This window comes from Pseudomonas sp. PI1 (genome assembly GCF_000812405.1).
In the GTDB taxonomy this organism is placed as follows: domain Bacteria; phylum Pseudomonadota; class Gammaproteobacteria; order Pseudomonadales; family Pseudomonadaceae; genus Pseudomonas; species Pseudomonas citronellolis.
Window position 1 is genome coordinate 34510 of sequence record NZ_JWMC01000102.1, and the last position, 19689, is coordinate 54198.

General features: G+C 68.9%; 16 protein-coding genes and 1 pseudogene. 10 read left to right on the top strand and 7 right to left on the bottom strand.

What is annotated here, in order from left to right; all coding sequences use genetic code 11:
* Together yccS and dbpA are read right to left on the bottom strand one after the other, a co-directional pair.
* Positions 1-2196, bottom strand: a complete 2196-nt coding sequence (yccS, locus tag RN02_RS30405) for a YccS family putative transporter (RefSeq protein ID WP_043319151.1) — start codon at positions 2194-2196, stop codon at positions 1-3.
* 381 nt (positions 2197-2577) lie between these two features.
* Positions 2578-3954 carry an ATP-dependent RNA helicase DbpA gene (dbpA, locus tag RN02_RS30410; RefSeq protein ID WP_043269405.1) on the bottom strand — a complete coding sequence of 459 codons (1377 nt, stop codon included), beginning with the start codon at positions 3952-3954 and terminating at the stop codon, positions 2578-2580.
* Positions 3955-4289: 335 nt separating this feature from the next.
* Between dbpA and RN02_RS30415 the strand changes: the two genes are divergently transcribed.
* Both RN02_RS30415 and rloA3 read left to right on the top strand, forming a co-directional pair.
* Positions 4290-4502 carry a cold-shock protein gene (locus RN02_RS30415; RefSeq protein WP_009615451.1) on the top strand — a complete coding sequence of 71 codons (213 nt, stop codon included), beginning with the start codon at positions 4290-4292 and terminating at the stop codon, positions 4500-4502.
* Positions 4503-4612: 110 nt separating this feature from the next.
* Positions 4613-5107, top strand: coding sequence for a retropepsin-like aspartic peptidase RloA3 (gene rloA3 / locus RN02_RS30420; protein WP_009615452.1), 495 nt, complete (start codon positions 4613-4615; stop codon positions 5105-5107).
* 1 nt (position 5108) lies between these two features.
* Here rloA3 and mdtD read toward each other — a convergent pair whose 3' ends face one another.
* Complete coding sequence (gene mdtD, locus RN02_RS30425; RefSeq protein WP_043319153.1) at positions 5109-6542, bottom strand: multidrug transporter subunit MdtD; 1434 nt, start codon at positions 6540-6542, stop codon at positions 5109-5111.
* 263 nt (positions 6543-6805) lie between these two features.
* On the opposite strand from mdtD, the gene RN02_RS30430 reads away from it, so the two are divergent.
* Both RN02_RS30430 and RN02_RS30435 read left to right on the top strand, forming a co-directional pair.
* A complete protein-coding gene (locus RN02_RS30430) occupies positions 6806-7351 on the top strand; it encodes a DUF2780 domain-containing protein (RefSeq protein WP_082033932.1) in 546 nt (181 codons plus the stop codon).
* A gap of 269 nt (positions 7352-7620) precedes the next feature.
* Positions 7621-8161, top strand: a pseudogene (locus tag RN02_RS30435) (DUF2780 domain-containing protein).
* Position 8162: 1 nt separating this feature from the next.
* Here RN02_RS30435 and RN02_RS30440 read toward each other — a convergent pair.
* Positions 8163-9050 (bottom strand): acyltransferase, encoded by an 888-nt coding sequence (locus RN02_RS30440; RefSeq protein ID WP_043269396.1) that lies wholly within the window; start codon positions 9048-9050, stop codon positions 8163-8165.
* Between the two features lie 130 nt (positions 9051-9180).
* Between RN02_RS30440 and RN02_RS30445 the strand changes: the two genes are divergently transcribed.
* The 6 genes from RN02_RS30445 (at position 9181) to RN02_RS30470 (ending at position 15194) form a co-directional block, all read left to right on the top strand.
* Positions 9181-10425 carry an HD-GYP domain-containing protein gene (locus RN02_RS30445; RefSeq protein WP_043319157.1) on the top strand — a complete coding sequence of 415 codons (1245 nt, stop codon included), beginning with the start codon at positions 9181-9183 and terminating at the stop codon, positions 10423-10425.
* Positions 10426-10501: 76 nt separating this feature from the next.
* Positions 10502-11041 carry a retropepsin-like aspartic peptidase RloA2 gene (gene rloA2, locus RN02_RS30450; protein WP_043319159.1) on the top strand — a complete coding sequence of 180 codons (540 nt, stop codon included), beginning with the start codon at positions 10502-10504 and terminating at the stop codon, positions 11039-11041.
* Between the two features lie 55 nt (positions 11042-11096).
* Complete coding sequence (creB, locus tag RN02_RS30455; protein WP_043319161.1) at positions 11097-11780, top strand: two-component system response regulator CreB; 684 nt, start codon at positions 11097-11099, stop codon at positions 11778-11780.
* A complete protein-coding gene (gene creC, locus RN02_RS30460; RefSeq protein ID WP_043319163.1) occupies positions 11780-13198 on the top strand; it encodes a two-component system sensor histidine kinase CreC in 1419 nt (472 codons plus the stop codon). Before creB ends, creC begins: the two co-directional genes overlap by 1 nt.
* A gap of 305 nt (positions 13199-13503) precedes the next feature.
* Positions 13504-14880: a cell envelope integrity protein CreD gene (gene creD, locus RN02_RS30465; RefSeq protein WP_043319165.1), complete on the top strand. Its 1377-nt coding sequence runs from the start codon at positions 13504-13506 to the stop codon at positions 14878-14880.
* Between the two features lie 11 nt (positions 14881-14891).
* Complete coding sequence (locus tag RN02_RS30470) at positions 14892-15194, top strand: hypothetical protein (RefSeq protein WP_009615462.1); 303 nt, start codon at positions 14892-14894, stop codon at positions 15192-15194.
* 265 nt (positions 15195-15459) lie between these two features.
* Here RN02_RS30470 and RN02_RS30475 read toward each other — a convergent pair whose 3' ends face one another.
* From RN02_RS30475 to RN02_RS30485, 3 genes are all read right to left on the bottom strand, one after another.
* Complete coding sequence (locus RN02_RS30475) at positions 15460-16083, bottom strand: glutathione S-transferase (protein WP_043319167.1); 624 nt, start codon at positions 16081-16083, stop codon at positions 15460-15462.
* A gap of 12 nt (positions 16084-16095) precedes the next feature.
* Complete coding sequence (locus RN02_RS30480; protein WP_043269380.1) at positions 16096-17052, bottom strand: Vgb family protein; 957 nt, start codon at positions 17050-17052, stop codon at positions 16096-16098.
* 108 nt (positions 17053-17160) lie between these two features.
* Positions 17161-19572 (bottom strand): TonB-dependent siderophore receptor, encoded by a 2412-nt coding sequence (locus RN02_RS30485; RefSeq protein ID WP_009615468.1) that lies wholly within the window; start codon positions 19570-19572, stop codon positions 17161-17163.
* Between the last annotated feature and the right edge of the window lie 117 nt (positions 19573-19689).

The following is a 19689-nucleotide window of genomic DNA, read 5'->3' on the forward strand; positions in this document are numbered from 1 at the left end:
TCAGGCGGCGGCTTCCTGCTCGGCGCCGATCTCCTTCTTCAGCAGGTGCGCGGCCAGGCTGCGCAGCGGCGCCAGCTCGCGGCAGATCAGCGCCAGCTGCGTCTGCACCAGGCGCTGCGGGTCTTCCAGTTCCTCCGGCACCTGTTCCAGGCGCTTGGCCAGGTCTTCCTCGGTATCGCTGTGGATGGCCACCGGCTTGCGCTGGGCGAGGCTGGCGGCGATGTCGTCGAGGCTGGCGGTGAGCTGCTCGGCGGCTTCGCCGATCAGCGCGTTGGCCGGCGACTCCGGCAGGCGGTCGCGGTGCGCGCCCAGGGCCGAGAGGTAGCTGAGCAGGGTGTGCGAGAGCACCAGGAAGCGGAAGCCCAGCTCGGCGTCCTTGCGGAAGTGGCCGGGCTCCAGAAGCATGTTCGACAGCGTGGTGGAGAGCGTCGCGTCGGCGTTGTGGGCGTTGCGCCGGGCGGTGCGGTAGATGAGGTCGTCGCGCTTGCCGCTGGCGTACTGCTGCATGATCTCGCGCAGGTAGCGGGCGTTGCAGGCCAGGGTGCCGCCGACCAGGCTGTGCAGGCGCCGGCCCTGCCAGTCGGGGAGGATGAGGAACACCGCCAGGCCGGCGATGAAGGCGCCCAGCAGGGTGTCGAACAGGCGCGGCAGGATCAGCCCGTAGCCGTTGCCCACCTGGTTGAAGCACAGCAGCACCAGCAGGGTGATGGCCGCGGTGGCCAGGGTGTAGCGGGTGCTGCGGGTGGCGAAGAAGGCCACCCCGGCGACCACCGCCAGCAGCGACTGCACCAGCGGGTTGGGGAACAGGTCGATCAGCGCCCAGCCGGCCACCAGGCCGACCAGGGTGCCGAGGATGCGCTGCACCAGGCGGATGCGCGTGGCGCCGTAGTTGGGCTGGCAGACGAACACCGTGGTCAGCAGGATCCAGTAGCCCTGGGTCGGGTGGATCAGGTGCAGCACGCCGTAGCCGGCGGTCAGCGTCAGGCCCAGGCGCAGGGCGTGGCGGAACAGCAGCGAGGTGGGCGTGAGCTGCTGGCGGATGCGTTCGAAGGCGTCACGCAGCGAGCGTGGCGAGCGGTCCAGCAGGGCGCTGTCCTGTTCCTCGGCGAGGGCGTCGGGGTTGCTCGCGCCGCTGAGCTTCTGGTCGAGGGTGGCGAGGTTGCCGGCCAGGGCGCCGAGGGAGCGCAGCAGCGAGCGCCAGGCCGGGTTGCCCTGCTGGCGCAGGTATTCCAGCGAGGCCTGCAGGTCGGCCAGGGCCTGCTCGCTGTCGTTGTAGTCGAAGCGCTGGCGCAGGCGGATGGCCCGCGACAGCGCCTGGCAGGCCTTGCCCTGCTGGTTGAGCAGGCGCTGGCAGCGGAACAGCACGTCGCTGTGGAAGAAGGCCTCGGCCAGGCGGTTGTAGGGGTAGTGCGAGGAGCTGGCGCGCTCGTGGACGTCCTGGGCGATGAAGTACAGCTTCAGGTAGCGGCTCAGCTTGGGCCCCGGGCGGCCATGGCTGAGGCGGCTGAGGATGGTTTCCTTGGCCTGGTTGAGCGTCACCACCAGCCTGCCGTTCTGCCGCGCCAGGGCCAGGCGCCGGTCCTCGACGTTGAGCTGGCGCAGCGGTTCGAACAGCGTCGATTTGATCTTCAGGTACTCGCCCAGCTCGAAGTAGGCGCGGGCCAGCACCTGCTGCACCGGCTGGTTGGCGAAGAGCGCGTTCCACAGCACCGAGAGCGCGCCGTACCAGGCCGCGCCGGCCACCAGCAGCAGCGGCTCCTGCCACAGGTCGCCGGGGGCGCCGCCGCGCTGGTCGACGCCGATCATGGTGTAGATGGACAGGATCAGCGTGGCCGAGGCGATGGCCGCATAGCGCTCGCCCAGCGCGCCCAGCAGCGTCATGCCGAACGCCGACAGGGCCAGGCCGGCGACGAACAGCCAGGGGTAGGGGAACAGCAGCTCCACCGCCAGCGCGGCGATGAGGAAGCACACCAGGGTCACCAGCAACGCCTTCAGGCGGCCCAGCCAGTGGTCGTCGGTCTCGGCCAGGGCGCTGGCGATGATGCCCAGGAACAGCGGGATCACCAGCTCGGTGCGGCCCAGCAGCAGGCAGGCGGCCATGGCCCCGGCCAGGGCGATGAACACCCGCAGGCTGTAGGCGAACTTGTCCAGCGCCCACAGGCGCCGCAGGGTCTCGAACAAGGGGGAGGAAAGCATGCGCGTCGGGGACTTCCGAGGTGTCTCTGCGCTGAGACTAGCGGATCGCCTGGCGCGCGGCTATTGGTTGCGGGGGATGCTTTTCGTGGGAGCGAGCTTGCTTGCGAAAGGTGCTTGCCCTGAAGAGCGCCCTCTCCCTAACCCTCGGCTGCGCGCCCCGCCCTGAAGGGAGAGGGGACCGTTCGGAGTGGATGAGTATCCCGCAGTCAGCCGGCAGCTCCGTCGGTTTTCGGCTGAAACCATTCCTCCTCTCGGCACGGACAAGCCCCCTCTCCCTTCAGGGAGAGGGCTGGGGAGAGGGGACGGCGGTGACCTCATGCACCGTTATGACCAGGAAACTCCGTTCGCGAGCAAGCTCGCTCCTACGAAGAGCCCCGCGCGTCAGAGGATGCGCACCTTGAACGAACGCCCCTTGATCCTGCCTTCCTGCAGGCGCTTGAGCGCCGCCTTGGCCTGGTCGCGCTGCACCGCCACGTAGGCCTGGAAGTCGAAGATGGCGATCTTGCCCACCGCGCTGCCGGGCAGGCCGGCGTCGCCGGTGAGGGCGCCGAGGATGTCGCCGGGGCGCAGCTTGTCCTTGCGCCCGCCGGCGATGTTCAGGGTGGTCATCGGCGGCAGCAGCGGCGCCGGGTTGGCGCGCAGGAAGTCGATGCGCTCCCAGTTCAGCGGCTTGCCCTGCAGGTCCTCGATGGCCTGGGCGCGGGAGGCTTCGGCCGGGGCCACCAGGGACAGCGCCAGGCCCTTCTCGCCGGCGCGGCCGCTGCGGCCGATGCGGTGCACGTGGACCTGGGCGTCGCGGCTCAGCTCGACGTTGATCACCGCCTCCAGGCCCTCGATGTCCAGGCCGCGGGCGGCCACGTCGGTGGCCACCAGCACGCTGCAGCTGCGGTTGGCGAACATCGCCAGCACCTGGTCGCGCTCGCGCTGCTCCAGGTCGCCGTGCAGGGCCAGGGCGGAAATCTTCTGCGCGTCCAGCGCCTGGGCCAGCTCCACGCACTGCTGGCGGGTGTGGCAGAAGGCTACGGCGGACTGCGGGCGGAAGTGCTGCAGCAGGCGCACCACCGCATCCATGCGCTGGCGCGGCTCGATTTCGTAGAAGTGCTGTTCGATCTGGCTGTCGTCGTGCAGCGCCTCCACTTCCACACGCTCGGGCTGGCGCAGGAACTTCGCCGCCAGTTGCTCGATGCCGGCCGGGTAGGTGGCCGAGAACAGCAGGCTCTGCCGGCGCGCCGGGAGCTGGCCGATGATGTCGGCGATGCTGTCGTAGAAGCCCATGTCGAGCATGCGGTCGGCCTCGTCCAGCACCAGGGTGTTCAGCCCGTCGAGCACCAGGGAGCCGCGGCGCAGGTGCTCCTGCACCCGCCCCGGGGTGCCGACCACCACGTGGGCGCCGTGCTCCAGCGAGCCGATCTGCGGGCCGAAGGGCACGCCGCCGCAGAGGGTCAGCACCTTGATGTTGTCGGCGGCGCGGGCCAGGCGGCGGATCTCCTTGGCCACCTGGTCGGCCAGCTCGCGGGTCGGACACAGCACCAGCGCCTGGCAGCCGAAGTAGCGCGGGTTCAGCGGGCTGAGCAGGCCGATGCCGAAGGCCGCGGTCTTGCCGCTGCCGGTCTTGGCCTGGGCGATCAGGTCGCGGCCCTTGAGGATGACCGGCAGGCTGGCGGCCTGGATCGGCGTCATCTCTTTGTAACCGAGGGCTTCGAGGTTGGCGAGCAGGTCGGCGGAGAGGGGCAGGCTGGAGAAGGCGGTGGAGGTCACGAAGAAAAAACCCGACAGGCGTGTGGGCGCGCAGTGTAGCAGGAGGGGCGCCGCAGGGCCCTGGAGAAACGGGTAAAACCCGCGAATCCACTGGCGTTGGTCAACACCCGTCCGAAACGGACGGACGGTCGTATAGTGTATGTTTATACAGATTCGCTTTCCGCAGGTTTTTGTCGTAGAGTGCCTCCACTGTGTTTGCATGGGTCGCCGTCGATCGTGACCTGATGCGGTCGGTTATTCCACCCCGTCCTGCTCGACTCCTTGTAACTCCTTGCAACTCAGTTCCTGCCACTCTTTTGTGGCTATTTCTACATCTACGTTCCAAGGAGAACACCATGTCGAATCGTCAGAACGGCACCGTCAAATGGTTCAACGAGACCAAAGGCTACGGCTTCATCACCCCTGAGAGCGGCCCGGACGTCTTCGTTCACTTCCGCGCCATCGAAGGCCACGGCTTCAAGACCCTGGCCGAAGGCCAGAAGGTCAGCTTCGAAGTCGTGCAAGGCCAGAAAGGCATGCAAGCCGAGCGCGTTCAGGTAATCAACTAAGATTCCCTGGCGTCGCCGAAAACCCCGGATGGAAACATCCGGGGTTTTTTGTTGCCTGATTGGCGTAGGCCATCTGTACTGCCATTGCCCCCGACTCCGGAGCCCGATCCATGAAACCGCGCCTCGCCGGCCTGTTGCTGGCCTTCATCTGCCCCACGCTGTTCGCCGCGCAGCCGGCCACCTGGGGTTGGGTCGAGCAGGCCAGGCTGATGCCGGAGAACGCCCTGCTCAAGGTGCGCCTGGACACCGGCCTGCAGACCTCGGTGATGGACGCGCGCAACCTGGTGAAGATCCGCAAGAACGAGCAGCGCTGGGTGCAGTACGACATCCTGGTCAAGGACGCGGCGACCGGCCAGGTGCAGCGCCTGCCCTTCGAGCGGCCCGTCGAGCGCACCCTCAAGGTTCGCGGCGCCAACGGCATCGAGCATCGCCCGGTGGTGAGCATGGACCTGTGCCTGGGCGACAAGGTCTACCGCGAGCAGTTCGCCCTGGCCGACCGCGAGGGCAGCGACTACCCGGTGCTGCTGGGCCGCCGCAGCCTGGAGCACCTGGGCGCCGTGGACGTGTCGAAGACGCTGACCACTCCGCCCACCTGCAAGCCCTGATTCAGTGCCCGTCGTCGGGCTCCAGGCGCCGTGGCGCCTGGGCCGAGCGGCCGTCGTCGCGGGCCAGCTGGAAGAAGATCGCCGCCGCCGCCATCGACATCAGCCCGACGCTCAGGTAGGTGGCGTGGAAGGCGCCGAGCACGTCGCCGGCGTTGATCTCGACATCGCTCTTGAAGCCGCCCAGCAGCGCCGCCGCGCAGGCCACGCCGAGGCCGATGGACAGCTGCATCACCACCGACAGCAGGCTGTTGCCGGCGCTGGCGTTGTCGTCGCGCAGGTCGATCAGCGTCAGGGTATTCATCGCCGTGAACTGCAGCGAGTTGACCCCGCCCAGCAGGCCCAGGTGGATCAGCAGCCAGAGGTAGGGCGTGTCCTGGTCGATCAGCCCCAGGCCGGCGATCAGCGAGCCCAGCAGCAGGGTGTTGCCCACCAGCAGGCGGCGGTAGCCGAACAGGTCGAGGATGCCCTTGGCCAGCGGCTTGACCACCATGGCCATGGCCGCCAGCGGGATCATGGTCATGCCCGCCTTGGCCGGCGCGAAGCCCAGGCCCACCTGCAACAGCAGCGGCGTGAGGAAGGGCAGGGCGCCGCTGCCCTGGCGGGCGAACAGGTTGCCCAGCACGCCGACGGCGAAGGTGCGCGTCTTGAACAGGCTGGGCGGGAACAGCGGCGCCTCGACGTTGAGCGCGCGCAGCCAGTAGGCGGCCAGCAGCACCAGGCCGCCGATCAGCAGCATCACCACCCGCACGTGGGGCATGTGCAGCTCGCCCAGGCCTTCCAGGGCGATGGTGATCAGCACCATGGCGCCGCCGAAGAGCAGGAAGCCGGGGCTGTCGAAGCGGCTGCGCGCGGCGCCGCGCAGGTCGGGCATGAGACGGATGGCGAAGACGATGCCGAGCAGGCCCACCGGGATGTTGATGAGGAAGATCCAGTGCCAGCTGGCGTACTCCACCAGCCAGCCGCCGAGGGTCGGGCCGGTCAGCGGGCCGAGCAGGCCGGGGATGGTGACGAAGCTGAGCACCCGCACCAGGTCGCTGCGCGGGTATACGCGCAGGATCACCAGGCGCCCCACCGGCATCATCAGCGCGCCGCCCAGGCCCTGCACCACGCGGGCGACGACCAGCACCCCGAGGCTCGGCGAGAGCGCGCAGAACAGCGAGCCGAGGCTGAACAGGAAGATCGCGAAGATGAATACCCGGCGCGTGCCGAAGCGGTCGGCGATCCAGCCGGAGGCGGGGATCAGCAGCGCCACCGTGAGCAGGTACGAGATGACCACCGCCTGCATGCGCAGCGGGTCTTCGTTCAGCGAACGGGCCATGCTCGGCAGCGCGGTGTTGAGGATGGTGCCGTCCAGCGCCTGCATGAAGAAGGCGACGGCCACCAGCCAGGGAAGGATGCGGGCGATGCGCGGGGTGAGGATGAAGGGCTCGCTCATGATGGGTCCTTGTTCGGCTCCCGCAAGCATAGGCGGGGAGGGCGGTGCTGCGCGAGGGGCGCGCCAGAGCCGTTGCGCTGGCGCGGCGGTGCGCCTGTGCTGGACCTGAAGGGGCTTTCGAGGGGATCGACAGGCATTCGCCGCGACCCGGGCGCAGGCGCCGCAAGTTCGCGCCGAGGTGGCGGAACAATGGCACCCGCCGCCAGTCCAATCTGCGTCCCGCGCACCTTCGGCGCCGGACGCCACTGCATCAGGAGATGTCGATGACCGTCAGATTCCGTGTCACCTGCGCCGCCGCGGCGCTGCTCGCCGCCAGTTCCGCCTTCGCCTTCAACCTGGGGGACGCCGCCAAGGCGGTGTCCGGCGTGGCCGAGGGCGGCAACCCGGGCCAGGTGGCTTCCACCCCGCAGACCAGCGGCCTGCTCGGCGCCCTCACCGGGCAGCTGGGCGTCAGCGACGAGCAAGCCATCGGCGGCACCGGCGCGCTGCTCGGCCTGGCCAAGAACAAACTCAGCGGCACCGACTACACCCAGCTGGTGAAGGCCGTGCCGGGCCTGGACAAGCTCAGCGGCGCCAACGCCCTGGGCGGCCTCGGCGGCAGCCTGGGCAACCTCGGCGGCACCGGCGCCAAGGGCCTGCTGGGCAACGTCGACAGCATGGGCGACGTGAACAGCGCCTTCAGCACCCTGGGCATGGACCAGGGCATGACCGGCAAGTTCGCCGGCGTGCTGCTGGACTACTTCGGCAAGCAGGGCGTGAGCAGCAACCTGCTGGGCAGCCTGGGTAGCCTGTGGGGCGTGGGCGGCTGACGCTGGGTATATCCCTGTAGGAGCGCGCCCTGCGCGCGAATCGCGGGCAGGGCCCGCTCCTACAGTCCACCGAGAGGCATGGCGTTCCATTGTAGGAGCGGACCTTGTCCGCGATTCCGACGGCGAGGCCGGCGCCTGCTGGGTATCGCTTCGCTCAACGCCATCCTACGGTTAAACCTGACGGAGCGTTCGGAACGAAGGGCATGGCCATCAGTCGAAGCCAGTGACCGCCCATGCCGAGGCGGGACCTGCCTGCCGCGGAGCCTCCGATGATCGCCCGAGCCCTTCCCATCCTCGCCGCCTGCGCCTGGCTGGCGGCCTTCCCGGCCGCCGCCGAGACCTTCGAGGAAATCCCCAGCGCCGAGTCCGGTGCCGCAGCCACGGCCGCCAACGGCCTGGTGGAGACCCTCGGCCAGCGCCTGAACATCAGCGACGAACAGGCCATCGGTGGCGCCGGCGCCTTGATCGGCCTGGCCATGAACCGCCTCGACGACAGCCAGGGCACGCAGTTGCAGAAGCCTACCGGGGCTGGACCAGCTGTCCTCGGGCAACCTCGGCGGCGGCATCGGCGCCCTGCTGGGCGGCGCCGGGCAGTTGCTCGGCGGCATCCAGAACCTGCAGGACGTCGACCAGGTGTTCAACGTGCTGGGCATGAGCGAAGGCATGGTCGACCGGTTCGCCAGCGTGATGCTCGACTACCTGGTCAAGCAGGGCCTGAACAGCCAGTTGCTGGGCACCCTAGGCAAGCTCTGGGAAAGCGCCCCGCTGCCTTCCACCCCGGCCACCACGGTGGCCGGCAAGGCGATCTAGCTCAGAACTCGGCGCGCAGCGCGTCGATGCGCGCGTCCTTCTCTTCCCACAGGCGCGACACCCAGGCCTGCACGTACTGGCGGAATTCCGCGTCGTTCTCGTAGTCGCCCTGCCACAGCGCGGGGTCGATGCCGTGGGTGCGGATGTCGACGATCACCCGCGGCACCCTGCCGCTGAGCAGGTCCCAGAAGCCCGGCTTGGGGCCCTTGGGGTAGACCACGGTGACGTCGAGCATGGCGTCCAGCTGCTCGCCCAGGGCGGCCAGCACGAAGGCCACGCCGCCGGCCTTGGGCTTGAGCAGGTTCTGGTAGGGCGACTGCTGCTGGGCCTGCTTGGCCGGGGTGAAGCGGGTGCCTTCCAGGTAGTTCACCACCGTCACCGGCATGCCCTTGAACTTCTCGCAGGCGGCCCGGGTTATCTCCAGGTCCTTGCCCTTGAGCTGCGGGTTCTTCTCCAGGAAGGCCTTGGAGTAGCGCTTCATGAAGGGGTAGTCCAGGGCCCAGAAGGCCAGGCCGAGGAAGGGCACCCAGATCAGCTCCTTCTTCAGGAAGAACTTGAAGTAGGGCGTCTTGCGGTTGAAGGCCTGGACCAGGGCCGGGATGTCGACCCAGGACTGGTGGTTGCTCACCACCAGGTAGGAAGTGTCGCGGCGCAGCTGGTCGCCGCCGCGGATGTCCCAGACGGTGGGCGTCATCAGGGCGAAGATGGCCTTGTCGATCTCCGCCCAGGTCTCGGCGATCCACATCACCCCGTTGGAGCAGGCGTCCTTCAGCGCCTTGCCCGGCAGCACCAGCTTGAGCAGGGCGATCAGCAGCATCGGGCCGATCAGGATCAGGGTGTTGAGCAGCAACAGGAGGCTGGTGACGATTCCGGTCAGCGTGGCCCACATGGCGGTGCGATTCCTTGTTCCGGTTGGCGCGGCCATGATACGCAGGCGGCGCGGCCAGCCCAAGCCACCCCCTCCCGCGACGTGCGCCGGCGCACTATGCTCTGGGAACCTGTTCCGATGATTGCCTGCCATGCCTGACTCCTTCTATGTGCGCCTGCCGGTCAAGGACGTGACCCTCGGTATGTACGTCCACGAGCTGTGCGGCTCCTGGATGGAGCACCCGTTCTGGCGCCGGCGCTTTTTGCTGGAAGACCCCGAGGACCTCAAGCGCCTGCGCGAAAGCGGCGTGCACGAAGTGCTGATCGACCCGGCCAAGGGCCTCGCGCCCCGCCCAGCGCTGGCCCCCGGCGAGCCCGCCGCACCGCCGCCGGCCTCGCCCGAGGAGGCGCCGGAGAAGCCCTGGCGCGCCATGGAAGACGAACTGCGCGCGGCGCACTGGCTGTGCGTGCAGTCCAAGCGCGCGGTCATGGCGATGTTCCAGGACGCGCGCATGGGCAAGGCGGTGAACGGCGAGCACGCCCAGGAACTGGTGGAGGAGATCGCCGCCTCGGTGCAGCGCCATCCCAATGCGCTGATCAGCCTGGTGCGGCTGAAGAACGCCGACGAATACACCTACCTGCACTCGGTGGCGGTGTGCGCGCTGATGATCGCCCTGGCGCGCCAGCTCGGCCTGGACGAGGCGCTGGTGCGCGAGGCGGGCGCGGCCGGGCTGCTGCACGACATCGGCAAGATGCACGTGCCCATGGAGCTGCTGAACAAGCCGGGGCGCCTGGACGAACAGGAGTTCGCCCGGGTCCGCGAGCACCCGCAGCGCGGCCTGGACATCCTCCTCCAGGGCCGCCAGGTCGGCGCCCTGGTGCTGGATGTGTGCCTGCACCACCACGAGAAGCTCGACGGCAGCGGCTACCCGCACCGCCTGGCCGGCGAGCAGATCAGTCTGTTCGCGCGCATGGGCGCGGTCTGCGACATCTACGACGCCATCACCTCCGACCGCCCCTACAAGGCCGGCTGGGACCCCGCCGAGTCGATCCGGCGCATGGGCCAGTGGTGCGGCACGCACCTGGACGAGCAGGTGTTCCGCGCCTTCGTCAAATGCCTGGGCATCTACCCGGTGGGCTCGCTGGTGCGCCTGGAGAGCGAGCGCCTGGCGGTGGTGCTGGAACAGCATCCCGAGGCGCTGCTCACCCCGGTGCTCAAGGTGTTCTATTCGATCCGCACGCGCGCGGCGATTCCCCAGCAGGTGCTCGACCTGGCCAGGCTCAAGGGCCGCGAGCGCATCGTCGGCCGCGAGTCGCCGGCGCAGTGGGGCTTCCGCAACCTGGAGACGCTGTGGAGCGGCCTGGACCGCCGCCGCGGCTCGCTGTTCGACGCCTGACAGCGGCCGCTGGCGAACCCCGGGCCGGCATGGTAGTCCTATGCGCCAAGCATCCCGAACTGCCCTGGAGATTCCCGTGAAACCCGTTCTCGCCCTGCTTTCGCTGCTCGTCCTGCCCGGCCTGGCACTCGCCGCCGAGCCCAAGCTTTACGGGCGCTACGAATGGGTCGGCCTGCCCGAGCTGGATCAGACGCTGCAGGCCAAGATGGACACCGGCGCCTACACCTCGTCGCTGTCGGCCAAGGACATCCAGCTGTTCCAGCGCGACGGCGACCAGTGGGTGCGCTTCCGCCTGGCCACCAAGGACGGCGGCGACTCGCAGTACGAGCACAAGCTGGCGCGCATCTCCAAGATCAAGAACCGCGCCGACGGCCGCGAGGAAGACGACGAGGAGGAGAACCCGGTGGCCCTCAGCGAGCGCCCGGTGATCCTGCTGCCGGTGTGCCTGGGCGGCGACCAGCAGGTGATCGAGGTCAACCTGGTCGACCGCAGCCACTTCAACTACCCCTTCCTGATGGGCGCCAAGGGCCTGCGCAAGTTCCACGTGGCAATTGACGCCAGCGAGCGCTTCGCCGCCGGCAAGCCCAACTGCTCGGGCAGCCGCGAAGCCGATTGACGGGGCGCGGCCCTTGCGGCTTGATGGAAGGCCCGCCACACCGCGCACGGAAGCCATGCCGCACATCCTCATCGTCGAAGACGAAGCCGCCATCGCCGACACCCTGCTCTATGCCCTGCAGGCCGAAGGCTTCGCCACCACCTGGCTGAGCCTGGCCGGCGAGGCCCTGCAGCGCCTGCGCGAGGAGGCCTTCGACCTGGTCGTCCTCGACGTCGGCCTGCCCGACATCAGCGGCTTCGAGGCCTGCCGCCAGCTGCGCCGCTTCTCCGAGGTGCCGGTGATCTTCCTCACCGCCCGCGATGCCGAGATCGACCGCGTGGTGGGCCTGGAGATCGGCGCCGACGACTACGTGGTCAAGCCCTTCAGCCCGCGCGAGCTGGCTGCGCGGGTCAAGGCCATCCTGCGTCGCGGCCCGCCCCGGGCCAGCACCGAGGCCGTCCCGGCGGGGCCCTTCCGGGTGGACGAGGAGCGCTGCCTGATCCACTACCGCGGCCAGGCGCTGAACCTCACCCTCCACGAATTCCGCCTGCTCCAGGCGCTGCTGGCGCGCCCGGGCCGGGTGTTCAGCCGCGAGCTGCTGCTGCAGGCCCTGGGCGTGGCGGCCCAGGCCGGCTACGAGCGCAACATCGACAGCCACATCAAGAGCCTGCGCGCCAAGCTGCGCCAGGTGGCCGCGGACGCCGAGCCGATCCAGACGCACCGCGGCCTGGGCTACAGCTACGCGGCGGAGAAGGCCTGATGCCGCTGGGCGTGCGGATCTTCCTGGCGTACTTCCTGTTCGTCGGGCTGACCGGCTACTTCGTGCTGAGCACGGTGATGGACGAAATCCGCCCCGGGGTGCGCCAGTCCACCGAGGAAACCCTGGTGGACACCGCGAACCTGCTGGCCGAGATCCTGCGCGAGGACCTGAAGAACGGCACCCTGGTCCACAGCCAGTTGCCCGAGCTGCTCAAGGCCTACGGCGCGCGCAGCCCCCAGGCGGACATCTGGGGCGTGCGCAAGAACGCGGTGAACCACCGCATCTACGTCACCGACGCCCGCGGCATCGTCCTGCTGGACTCGGCGGGCGAGGCGGTGGGCCAGGACTACTCGCGCTGGAACGACGTCTACCTGACTTTGCAGGGCAAGTACGGCGCGCGCTCCAGCCGCGAATCGGCGGACGACCCGGACTCCTCGGTGATGTATGTGGCGGCGCCGATCAAGGATGGCGAGAAGATCATCGGCGTGGTCTCCGTCTCCAAGCCCAACCGTACCCTGCAGCCCTACATCGAGCGTTCGCAACGGCGCCTGGCCTGGCTCGGCGGCGGCCTGATCGTGCTCGGCCTGCTGGTTGGCGGGCTGCTCTCCTGGTGGCTGAGCGGCGCCTTGCGCAAGCTTACCCGCTACGCCCAGGCGGTCAGCGAGGGCCGCCGCGCCGAACTGCCGCGTTACCGCGGCGGCGAGATGGCGCAACTGGCCGAGGCGGTGGAGCGCATGCGCGTACAACTGGAGGGCAAGGCCTACGTCGAGCGCTACGTGCACACCCTGACCCACGAGCTGAAGAGCCCGCTGGCGGCCATCCGCGGCGCCGCCGAACTGTTGGAAGGCGAGATGCCGGCGGAGCAGCGCAGGCGCTTCGTCGACAACATTGCCGGCGAGAGCCAGCGTTTGCAGCAACTGGTGGAGCGCCTGCTGAACCTGGCCCAGGTGGAGCAGCGGCAGGGGCTGGAGGACAGCGAACCGGTGTCGCTGCGTGAGCTGGTGGCGGAGCTGTTGCAGGCCAACCTGGCGCGGCTGGAGGGCTTGCGGGTGGAGAATGCTGTGCCGGCGGAGGCGGTGGTGACGGGGGAGCGTTTCCTGTTGCGCCAGGCGCTGGGCAACCTGTTGGACAATGCGCTGGATTTCACGCCGGTTGGTGGGGTGATTCGCTTCGGTGCGCTGCGCGAGGATGGGCGCTGGCGACTGGGGGTGTTCAACGAGGGACCGGTGATTCCGGGCTATGCGCTGGAGCGGCTGACGGAGCGGTTCTACTCCTTGCCGCGGCCGGGGACGGGGCGCAAGAGCACGGGGTTGGGGTTGAACTTCGTTGCCGAGGTGGCGGGGTTGCATGGTGGAAGGTTGGGCGTGGGGAATGTCGAGGGTGGGGTGGAGGCTTGGTTGGAGTTGCCGGGGGGCTGACAAGGGAAGAGCCTGAGAGCCCCTCTCCCCAGCCCTCTCCCTGAAGGGAGAGGGGGCTTGTCCGTGCCGGCTGAAAGCAAGACTTCAGCCGGGCGTCACAGCATCCGGCGAACTCCAGAGCATCCAAGCACTCCGAACGGTCCCCTCTCCCTTCAGGGAGAGGGTTAGGGAGAGGGAAAGGCGCCCACCGACCACACCAAAGCAAGCCCCCACACAATCCCCACAAATTCCCCATCCCCCCACCACGAAGCCCCCACAGTACCGACCCAGACTCTCCACCACCCCAATCCCCCCGGAGAGTCCCCATGAACCGACCCCTGCTCTTCAAGCTCGGCGCCATCGCCGTGCTCATGCTCCTGCTACTGGTCCCCCTGCTGATGATCGACGGCCTGGTCGGCGAGCGGCAGGCCTACCGCGACGGCGTGCTGCAGGACATCGCCCGCAGCTCCGCCTACGCCCAGCGCCTGCGCGGGCCGCTGCTGGTGGTGCCCTACGTGCGTCAGGTGCTGGAGTGGGAGCGCGACGAACGCAGCGGCACCCGCGTGCAGGTGCAGCGGGAGAAGCGCGGGCGCCTGTACTTCCTGCCGGAGACCTTCCTGGTCGATGGCCAGATGACCACCGAGCTGCGCCACCGCGGCATCTACGAGGCGCGCCTGTTCCACCTGGAAAGCCGCGTCAGCGGCAGCTTCGTGGTGCCGGCGCACTACGGCGTGGGCGACGACCTGGCCAGCTATCGCTTCGAGCAGCCGTTCCTGGCGGTGGGCATCAGCGACGTGCGCGGCATCCAGAACGCCCTCAAGCTGAACCTTGATGGCCGCACCCTGGACTTCGCCCCGGGCAGCCGCTCGCAGCGCCTGGGCGAGGGCGTGCATGCGGCGCTGCCGCTGGAGGCCAGCGCCGCCGAGCAGCGCTTCGACTACGCCTTCGAACTGGCCTTGCTGGGCAGCTCGCGGCTGGACATCACCCCGGTGGGCCGCGACAGCCAGGTCAGCCTCAAGGCCGACTGGCCGCACCCCAGCTTCGGCGGCGAGTTCCTGCCGGTGGAGCGCAGCATCGGCGCCGACGGCTTCAGCGCGCGCTGGCGCACCAGCTTCTTCGCCAGCAGCATGGAAGAGGCGCTGCAGAACTGCTTCGCCGGCAAGGGCTGCGACACCTTCGACTCGCGCGGTTTCGGCGTCAGCCTGGTGGACCCGGTGGACCAGTACCTCAAGGCCGACCGCGCGCTGAAGTACGCGCTGCTGTTCATCGGCCTGACCTTCGCCGGCTTCTTCCTCTTCGAGGTGCTCAAGGGCCTGGCCCTGCACCCGGTGCAGTACGCGCTGGTCGGCCTGGCCCTGGCACTGTTCTACCTGCTGTTGCTGTCGCTGGCCGAGCACATCGGCTTCGAGCGCGCCTACCTGGCCTCCGCCGGCGCCTGCGTGGCGTTGATCGGCTTCTACCTGTGCACGGTGCTGCGCAGCGTGGTGCGCGGCTGTGCCTTCGGCGCCGGCCTGGCACTGCTCTACGCCATGCTCTACGGCCTGTTGCGGGCCGAGGACTATGCGCTGCTGATGGGCTCGCTGCTGCTGTTCGCGCTGCTCGCCGGGGTGATGGCGCTGACCCGCCGGCTGGACTGGTACGGCGTCGGCCGGCGCGCGGACGAGCCGAGCTTCTCCCTGGACGAAGTGAGCCACGAAGGCTGAAGGAGGCCGCTATGCACCTGCTGACGCGTTTCACCCTGTGCCTGGCCGGCGGTCTGCTGCTGAGCGTGATGGCCCTGCCGCTGCTGATGTTCGTCGGCCACTTCGAGCTGATCGCCTGGCTCGCCGCCAGCGGCAAGCCGCTGGCCTGGTTGGCGCTGCACCTGCCGCCGGCGGATTTCTGGGACGGCCTCACCGGCGCCCGGGACGCGGCGAACAATCCCCACGTGCGCTCCTTCCTGGAACTGTGCGCGGGCTTCGCCCAGCTCGGCCTGCTGCTGGCGCTGCCGCTGTACTACTGGGGCGCACGGCGATGAGCGCCTGGCGCGGGTTGCGCGAGGAGCGCCGGGCCGGCCGGCGCTTGGCGCGGCAGATCGCGGTGCTGGTGCTGCGGGCGCGCGAGGAAGGGTTCGCGAGCAAGGCTGGACCCGCTCTTCGTAGGATGGGTTGAGCTTGCGAAACCCATGCGGTCTGGTGATGGGTATCGCTTCGCTCAACGCCATCCTACGAGGGGCTGCCGTAGGCTTTTCGTAGGGCGAATAACGCGCCAGCGTTATCCGCCGTCGACGCCGCGCCGCTCCGTCAGACCGGCTGCGTGGCCTGCAGCGATGGGCGCTGGGCGGCCTCGGCGTACCAGGCCGCGAGCTTCGGGTACTGCTCGCGCCAGGCCCAGTCGGGGCGGCGGAAGTCGAGGTAGCCCAGGGCGCAGGCCAGGCCGATGGCGGCGATGTCGAAGCGCTCGTTCAGCGCCGCGAAGGCCTCGCCCTCGAAGTGCGCCAGGGCGCGTTCGATCTTCTGCTGCTGGCCTTGCAGCCAGCCATCCCAGCGCTTCTCCTCGGGGCGCACGAAGGTTTCGTAGCGGCTGATCACGGCGGCGTCCATGATGGCGTCGGCCAGCGCGGCGAGGGTCAGGCGCTGCCAGCGCTGCGGGCCTTCGCGGGGGATCAGCGGTGCGCCGGCGTGCTGCTGGTCGAGGTATTCGACTATCACCCGGCTGTCGTACAGGGCCTGGCCGTCGGCCAGGCGCAGGCAGGGGATCTTGCCCGCCGGGTTGCAGGCGTTGACGCCGCTGTCCGGGCTCACCGGGCTGAGGTTGGCGGCCTGCAGGCGCACTTTGTCGAGCTGGCCGGTCTCGTGCAGCAGCACCATGACCTTGCGCACGAAGGGCGAGGCGGGGGCGTGGAACAGGGTGAGGGTGGGGCTCATGGAATCTCCTGGTTACTCGCGGATGACCAGCAGGCGGTCGCTGCCGGCGTCGGCGCCCCAGACCTCGCCGGGGCGGCCGCTGAGCTGGCTGACTCGGGCCTCGGCCTGGTCGCTGGGGTAGGCGGTGAATTTCTCGCTCTGCGGGTCGAAGCGCAGCACGGCGTCGCCGCCCAGGTCGCTGAGCCACACGCGGTCCATGGCATCGACGTAGAGCGCGCCGGGCTGCGGATGGTCGCCCGGCAGGCGCCAGCTCTTCCACTTGCCGTCGCTGGGGTCGAAGCGCCCGAGCCGTCCGCTGCCGGCCTCGCTCACCCACAGCCGGCCGATGGAGTCGGCGCCCAGTTGCTGCGGCCGGCCGCCCTGTTCGGGCAGCGGGAAGCGGGTGACGGCCTGGCCGAGAGGGTCGATGCGGTTGATGCTGTCGTCGTCGGCGGAGGCGTACCAGACCTGGCCGTCGGGCGTCACCGCCAGGCCCTGGGCGCCCTTGCCGCCGGGTGTGGCCCAGACGTCGAGCTTGCGCGTGGCGGGGTCGATGCGGCCGTAGAAGCCCTTCGCGCCGGTGAACCAGATGTCGTGGTCGTCATCGAACACCAGGCTGTCCAGGCCCGCGTCGGCGGCCTCCTTGGGCAGCGGCACGACTTCGCTGCCGAGGCGGTCCGGGTCGACGCGGACCAGGGCGTTGAGGCCGCTGTCGGCGATCCAGGCCTCGCCATCCGGGCCGGCCAGCACGGCGCGCGGCACCGAGCCCTTGCCCAGGCTGACCTGCTCGTCCTGCCCGCTTTGCGGGTCGAAGCGGCCCAGCGAGCCGTTGCCCTCGGCGACGTACCACAGCCGGCCATCGTCGAGCATGGCCACGGCCTGGGGCGCGGCGCCCTTGGTCAGGGGGTAGTACTGCGGGTCGGCGGCGTGGGCGGCGCAGCTCAGCAGAAGGCCGAGCAGGGCGGGCAGGAATCGCGGGCTTTGCGGCATTGGGGAGGCTCCCGGGCGTGGCCGTTGGAAGGCGCACTGTAGCGCGCCACGCGCCGGGAGGCGAACGGCGCGCGGGGAACGCGCCAGGGGAGGGACTTCAGCTGGCCGTCACCACTTGTAGGTCAGGCTAGCCACCACCTTGCGCTGGTCGCCGTAGTAGCAGTAGTAGCCATCGCAGGTGGAGATGTAGTCCTTGTTGAACAGGTTGCTGGCGTTGACCGCGACCGAGGCACCCTTGAGCGAGTTGTCCAGCTTGCCCAGGTCGTAGTGCACGGCGGCGTCGGACAGTGTGTAGGAGCCTGCGTAGCCGTCGAAGGTGTTGGCCTGGTCGCCGTAGGTGTCGCCCACGTAGCGGATGCCGTAGCCGACGCCGAAGCCATCCAGCGCGCCGGCGTGCCAGGTGTAGTCGGCCCACAGCGAGGCCTGGTTGCGCGGGATCAGTTGCAGGCGGTTGCCATCGTACTGGCCCTTGCGCACCTCGGTGTCGGTGTAGCTGTAGCTGCCGATCAGCTTGAGGTTCTCGGTGAGGTTGGAGTTGGCTTCCAGTTCCAGGCCGGTGACCTTGACCTCGCCGGTCTGGCTGGTCACCGAGACGCCGCCGACGTTGTCGGAGACGCTCACGTTCTTCTGCCGCAGGTCGTACACGGCGGCGGTCAGCAGGGTGTCGCTGCCGGGGGGCTGGTACTTAACGCCCAGCTCCCACTGCTTGCCCTCGGTGGGCTTGAAGGAGGAGGTGCTGGTGACGTCGGCGCCGCTGGAGGGCTGGAACGACTCCGCATACGACAGGTAGGGCGCCACGCCCGAGTCGAACACGTAGCTGATGGCGGCGTTGCCGCTGAACTTCTGGTCCGACTCGGAGTTGGTGGCGTTGCCGGCGTTGTGGAACTTGGTGCCGGTGTGTACCCAGTCCTGGCGGCCGCCGAGGGTCAGGCGCCAATGGTCGAGGGCGATCTGGTCCTGGATGTAGGCGCCGGTCTGGAAGGTCTTCTGGTCATAGTCGTAGAAGGCCGAGGAGCGCGGCGGGCGGACGATCGGCTGGCCGTAGACCGGGTTGATCACGTTGCTCGGCGGCACGCCGAAACCGAAGATCGACAGGTAGTTGGTGTTGCTGCGGTTGTGGTCCAGGCCCAGCAGCAGAGTGTGCTTGAGATCGCCGGTGGCGAAGTCGGCCTGGAAGTTGTTGTCCACCACGAACTGGGTGACGTCCTCTTCGGTCGAGGTGCTCATGCGGCTGATGGTGCCATCGTCGGTCACTACCGGCGGGCTGCCGGCATAGAGGGTGGTCGGGGTGATGGCGTCGAACGACAGGTCGTTCTTCATGTAGCGCAGGTTCTGGCGGAACTGCCAGACGTCGTTCAGGCGGTGCTCGAAGCTGTAGCCCAGCCAGTAGGTGGTGCGGTCGTAGTGTTCCCAGTCCGGATCGCCCAGGTTCTTGTGATGGGAGATGTCGCCGAAGGGGGCGTCGTACTTGGTGCCCTTGAGCGGCAGGAACTGGGTGGTGATGCCGGTATCGTCTCGGGTGAACTGGCTGAGGAAGGTCAGCTTGGTGTCGTCGTCGATGTTCCAGGTAAGGCTGGGGGCGATGTTGTAGCGCTTGTCCGGGATGTGGTCGACCTGGGTGTTGCTGTCGCGCACCACGCCGCTGACGCGGTACAGCAGCTTGCCCTGGTCATCCAGCGGGCCGGTGCTGTCGAAGTTGATCTGCTTGTGGTTGTAGTTGCCCACCTGCAGCTGCACGGCATTGGCCTGCTCGGCCTGCGGGCGCAGGCTGACCATGTCCAGCAGACCGCCGGGCGGCGTCTGGCCGTACACGGAAGAGGCCGGGCCACGCAGCACGGCGACGCGCTCCAGGTCCCAGGTATCGAGCTTCGGGTTGGCGTAGACGCCGGTGGCCATGGGCAGGCCGTCGAGGAACTGGGTGGGCTTGAAGCCGCGCACGCGCAGCCAGTCGGAACGGGTGTCGCTGCCATAGCTGCCGGCCACCGTGCCAGGCATGTAGCGCACGGCATCGTCGAGGTTCAGCGCTGCGCGGTCCTGCATCTGCTCGCGGGTGGCCACGGAAATCGACTTGGGCGTTTCGAGGATCGAGCTATCGGTCTTGGTGCCGGTCATGGTGCGAGTGGCGACGTAGCCGACGGTCGGCCCTTCGGGGTCTTCCTGGGAAGCGCTCACGGTGGTGGCGCCCATGGCCAGGGTGTCCTTGGGCAGCGGGCGCACGCTGTAGCTGCCGGATGCGTTCTCCACCAGCTCCAGGCCGGTGCCTTCCAGCGCCTGGCGCAGCGCGCCGAGGCCGTCGAAGCGGCCCTGCACGGCATGGGCGCTGCGGCCGTTGGCCAGGGCCGGGTCGATGCTCAGGCTGATGCCGGCTTGCGCGGCGATGCGGTTGAGGGTGCTGGCCAGCGGGGCGGCGGGCAACTGGTAGTCGCGCATGGCATCGGCTGCGACGCAAGCCAGCGGGCTGGCGAGAAGGATGGCGGCGGCCAGCAGGTGCGGGCGGAAGGCCATGGTGGGGGACGGCATCGGGGATTCACTCCTGGGTGTGAATATGTCTCGTTCGCCTGATTGCCGGTCGAGAATCGAAAAGTGATAGGGCTGTGCGGAAAAAAATTTCGCGGGGCCTGTTTCCGGACCGCCCGG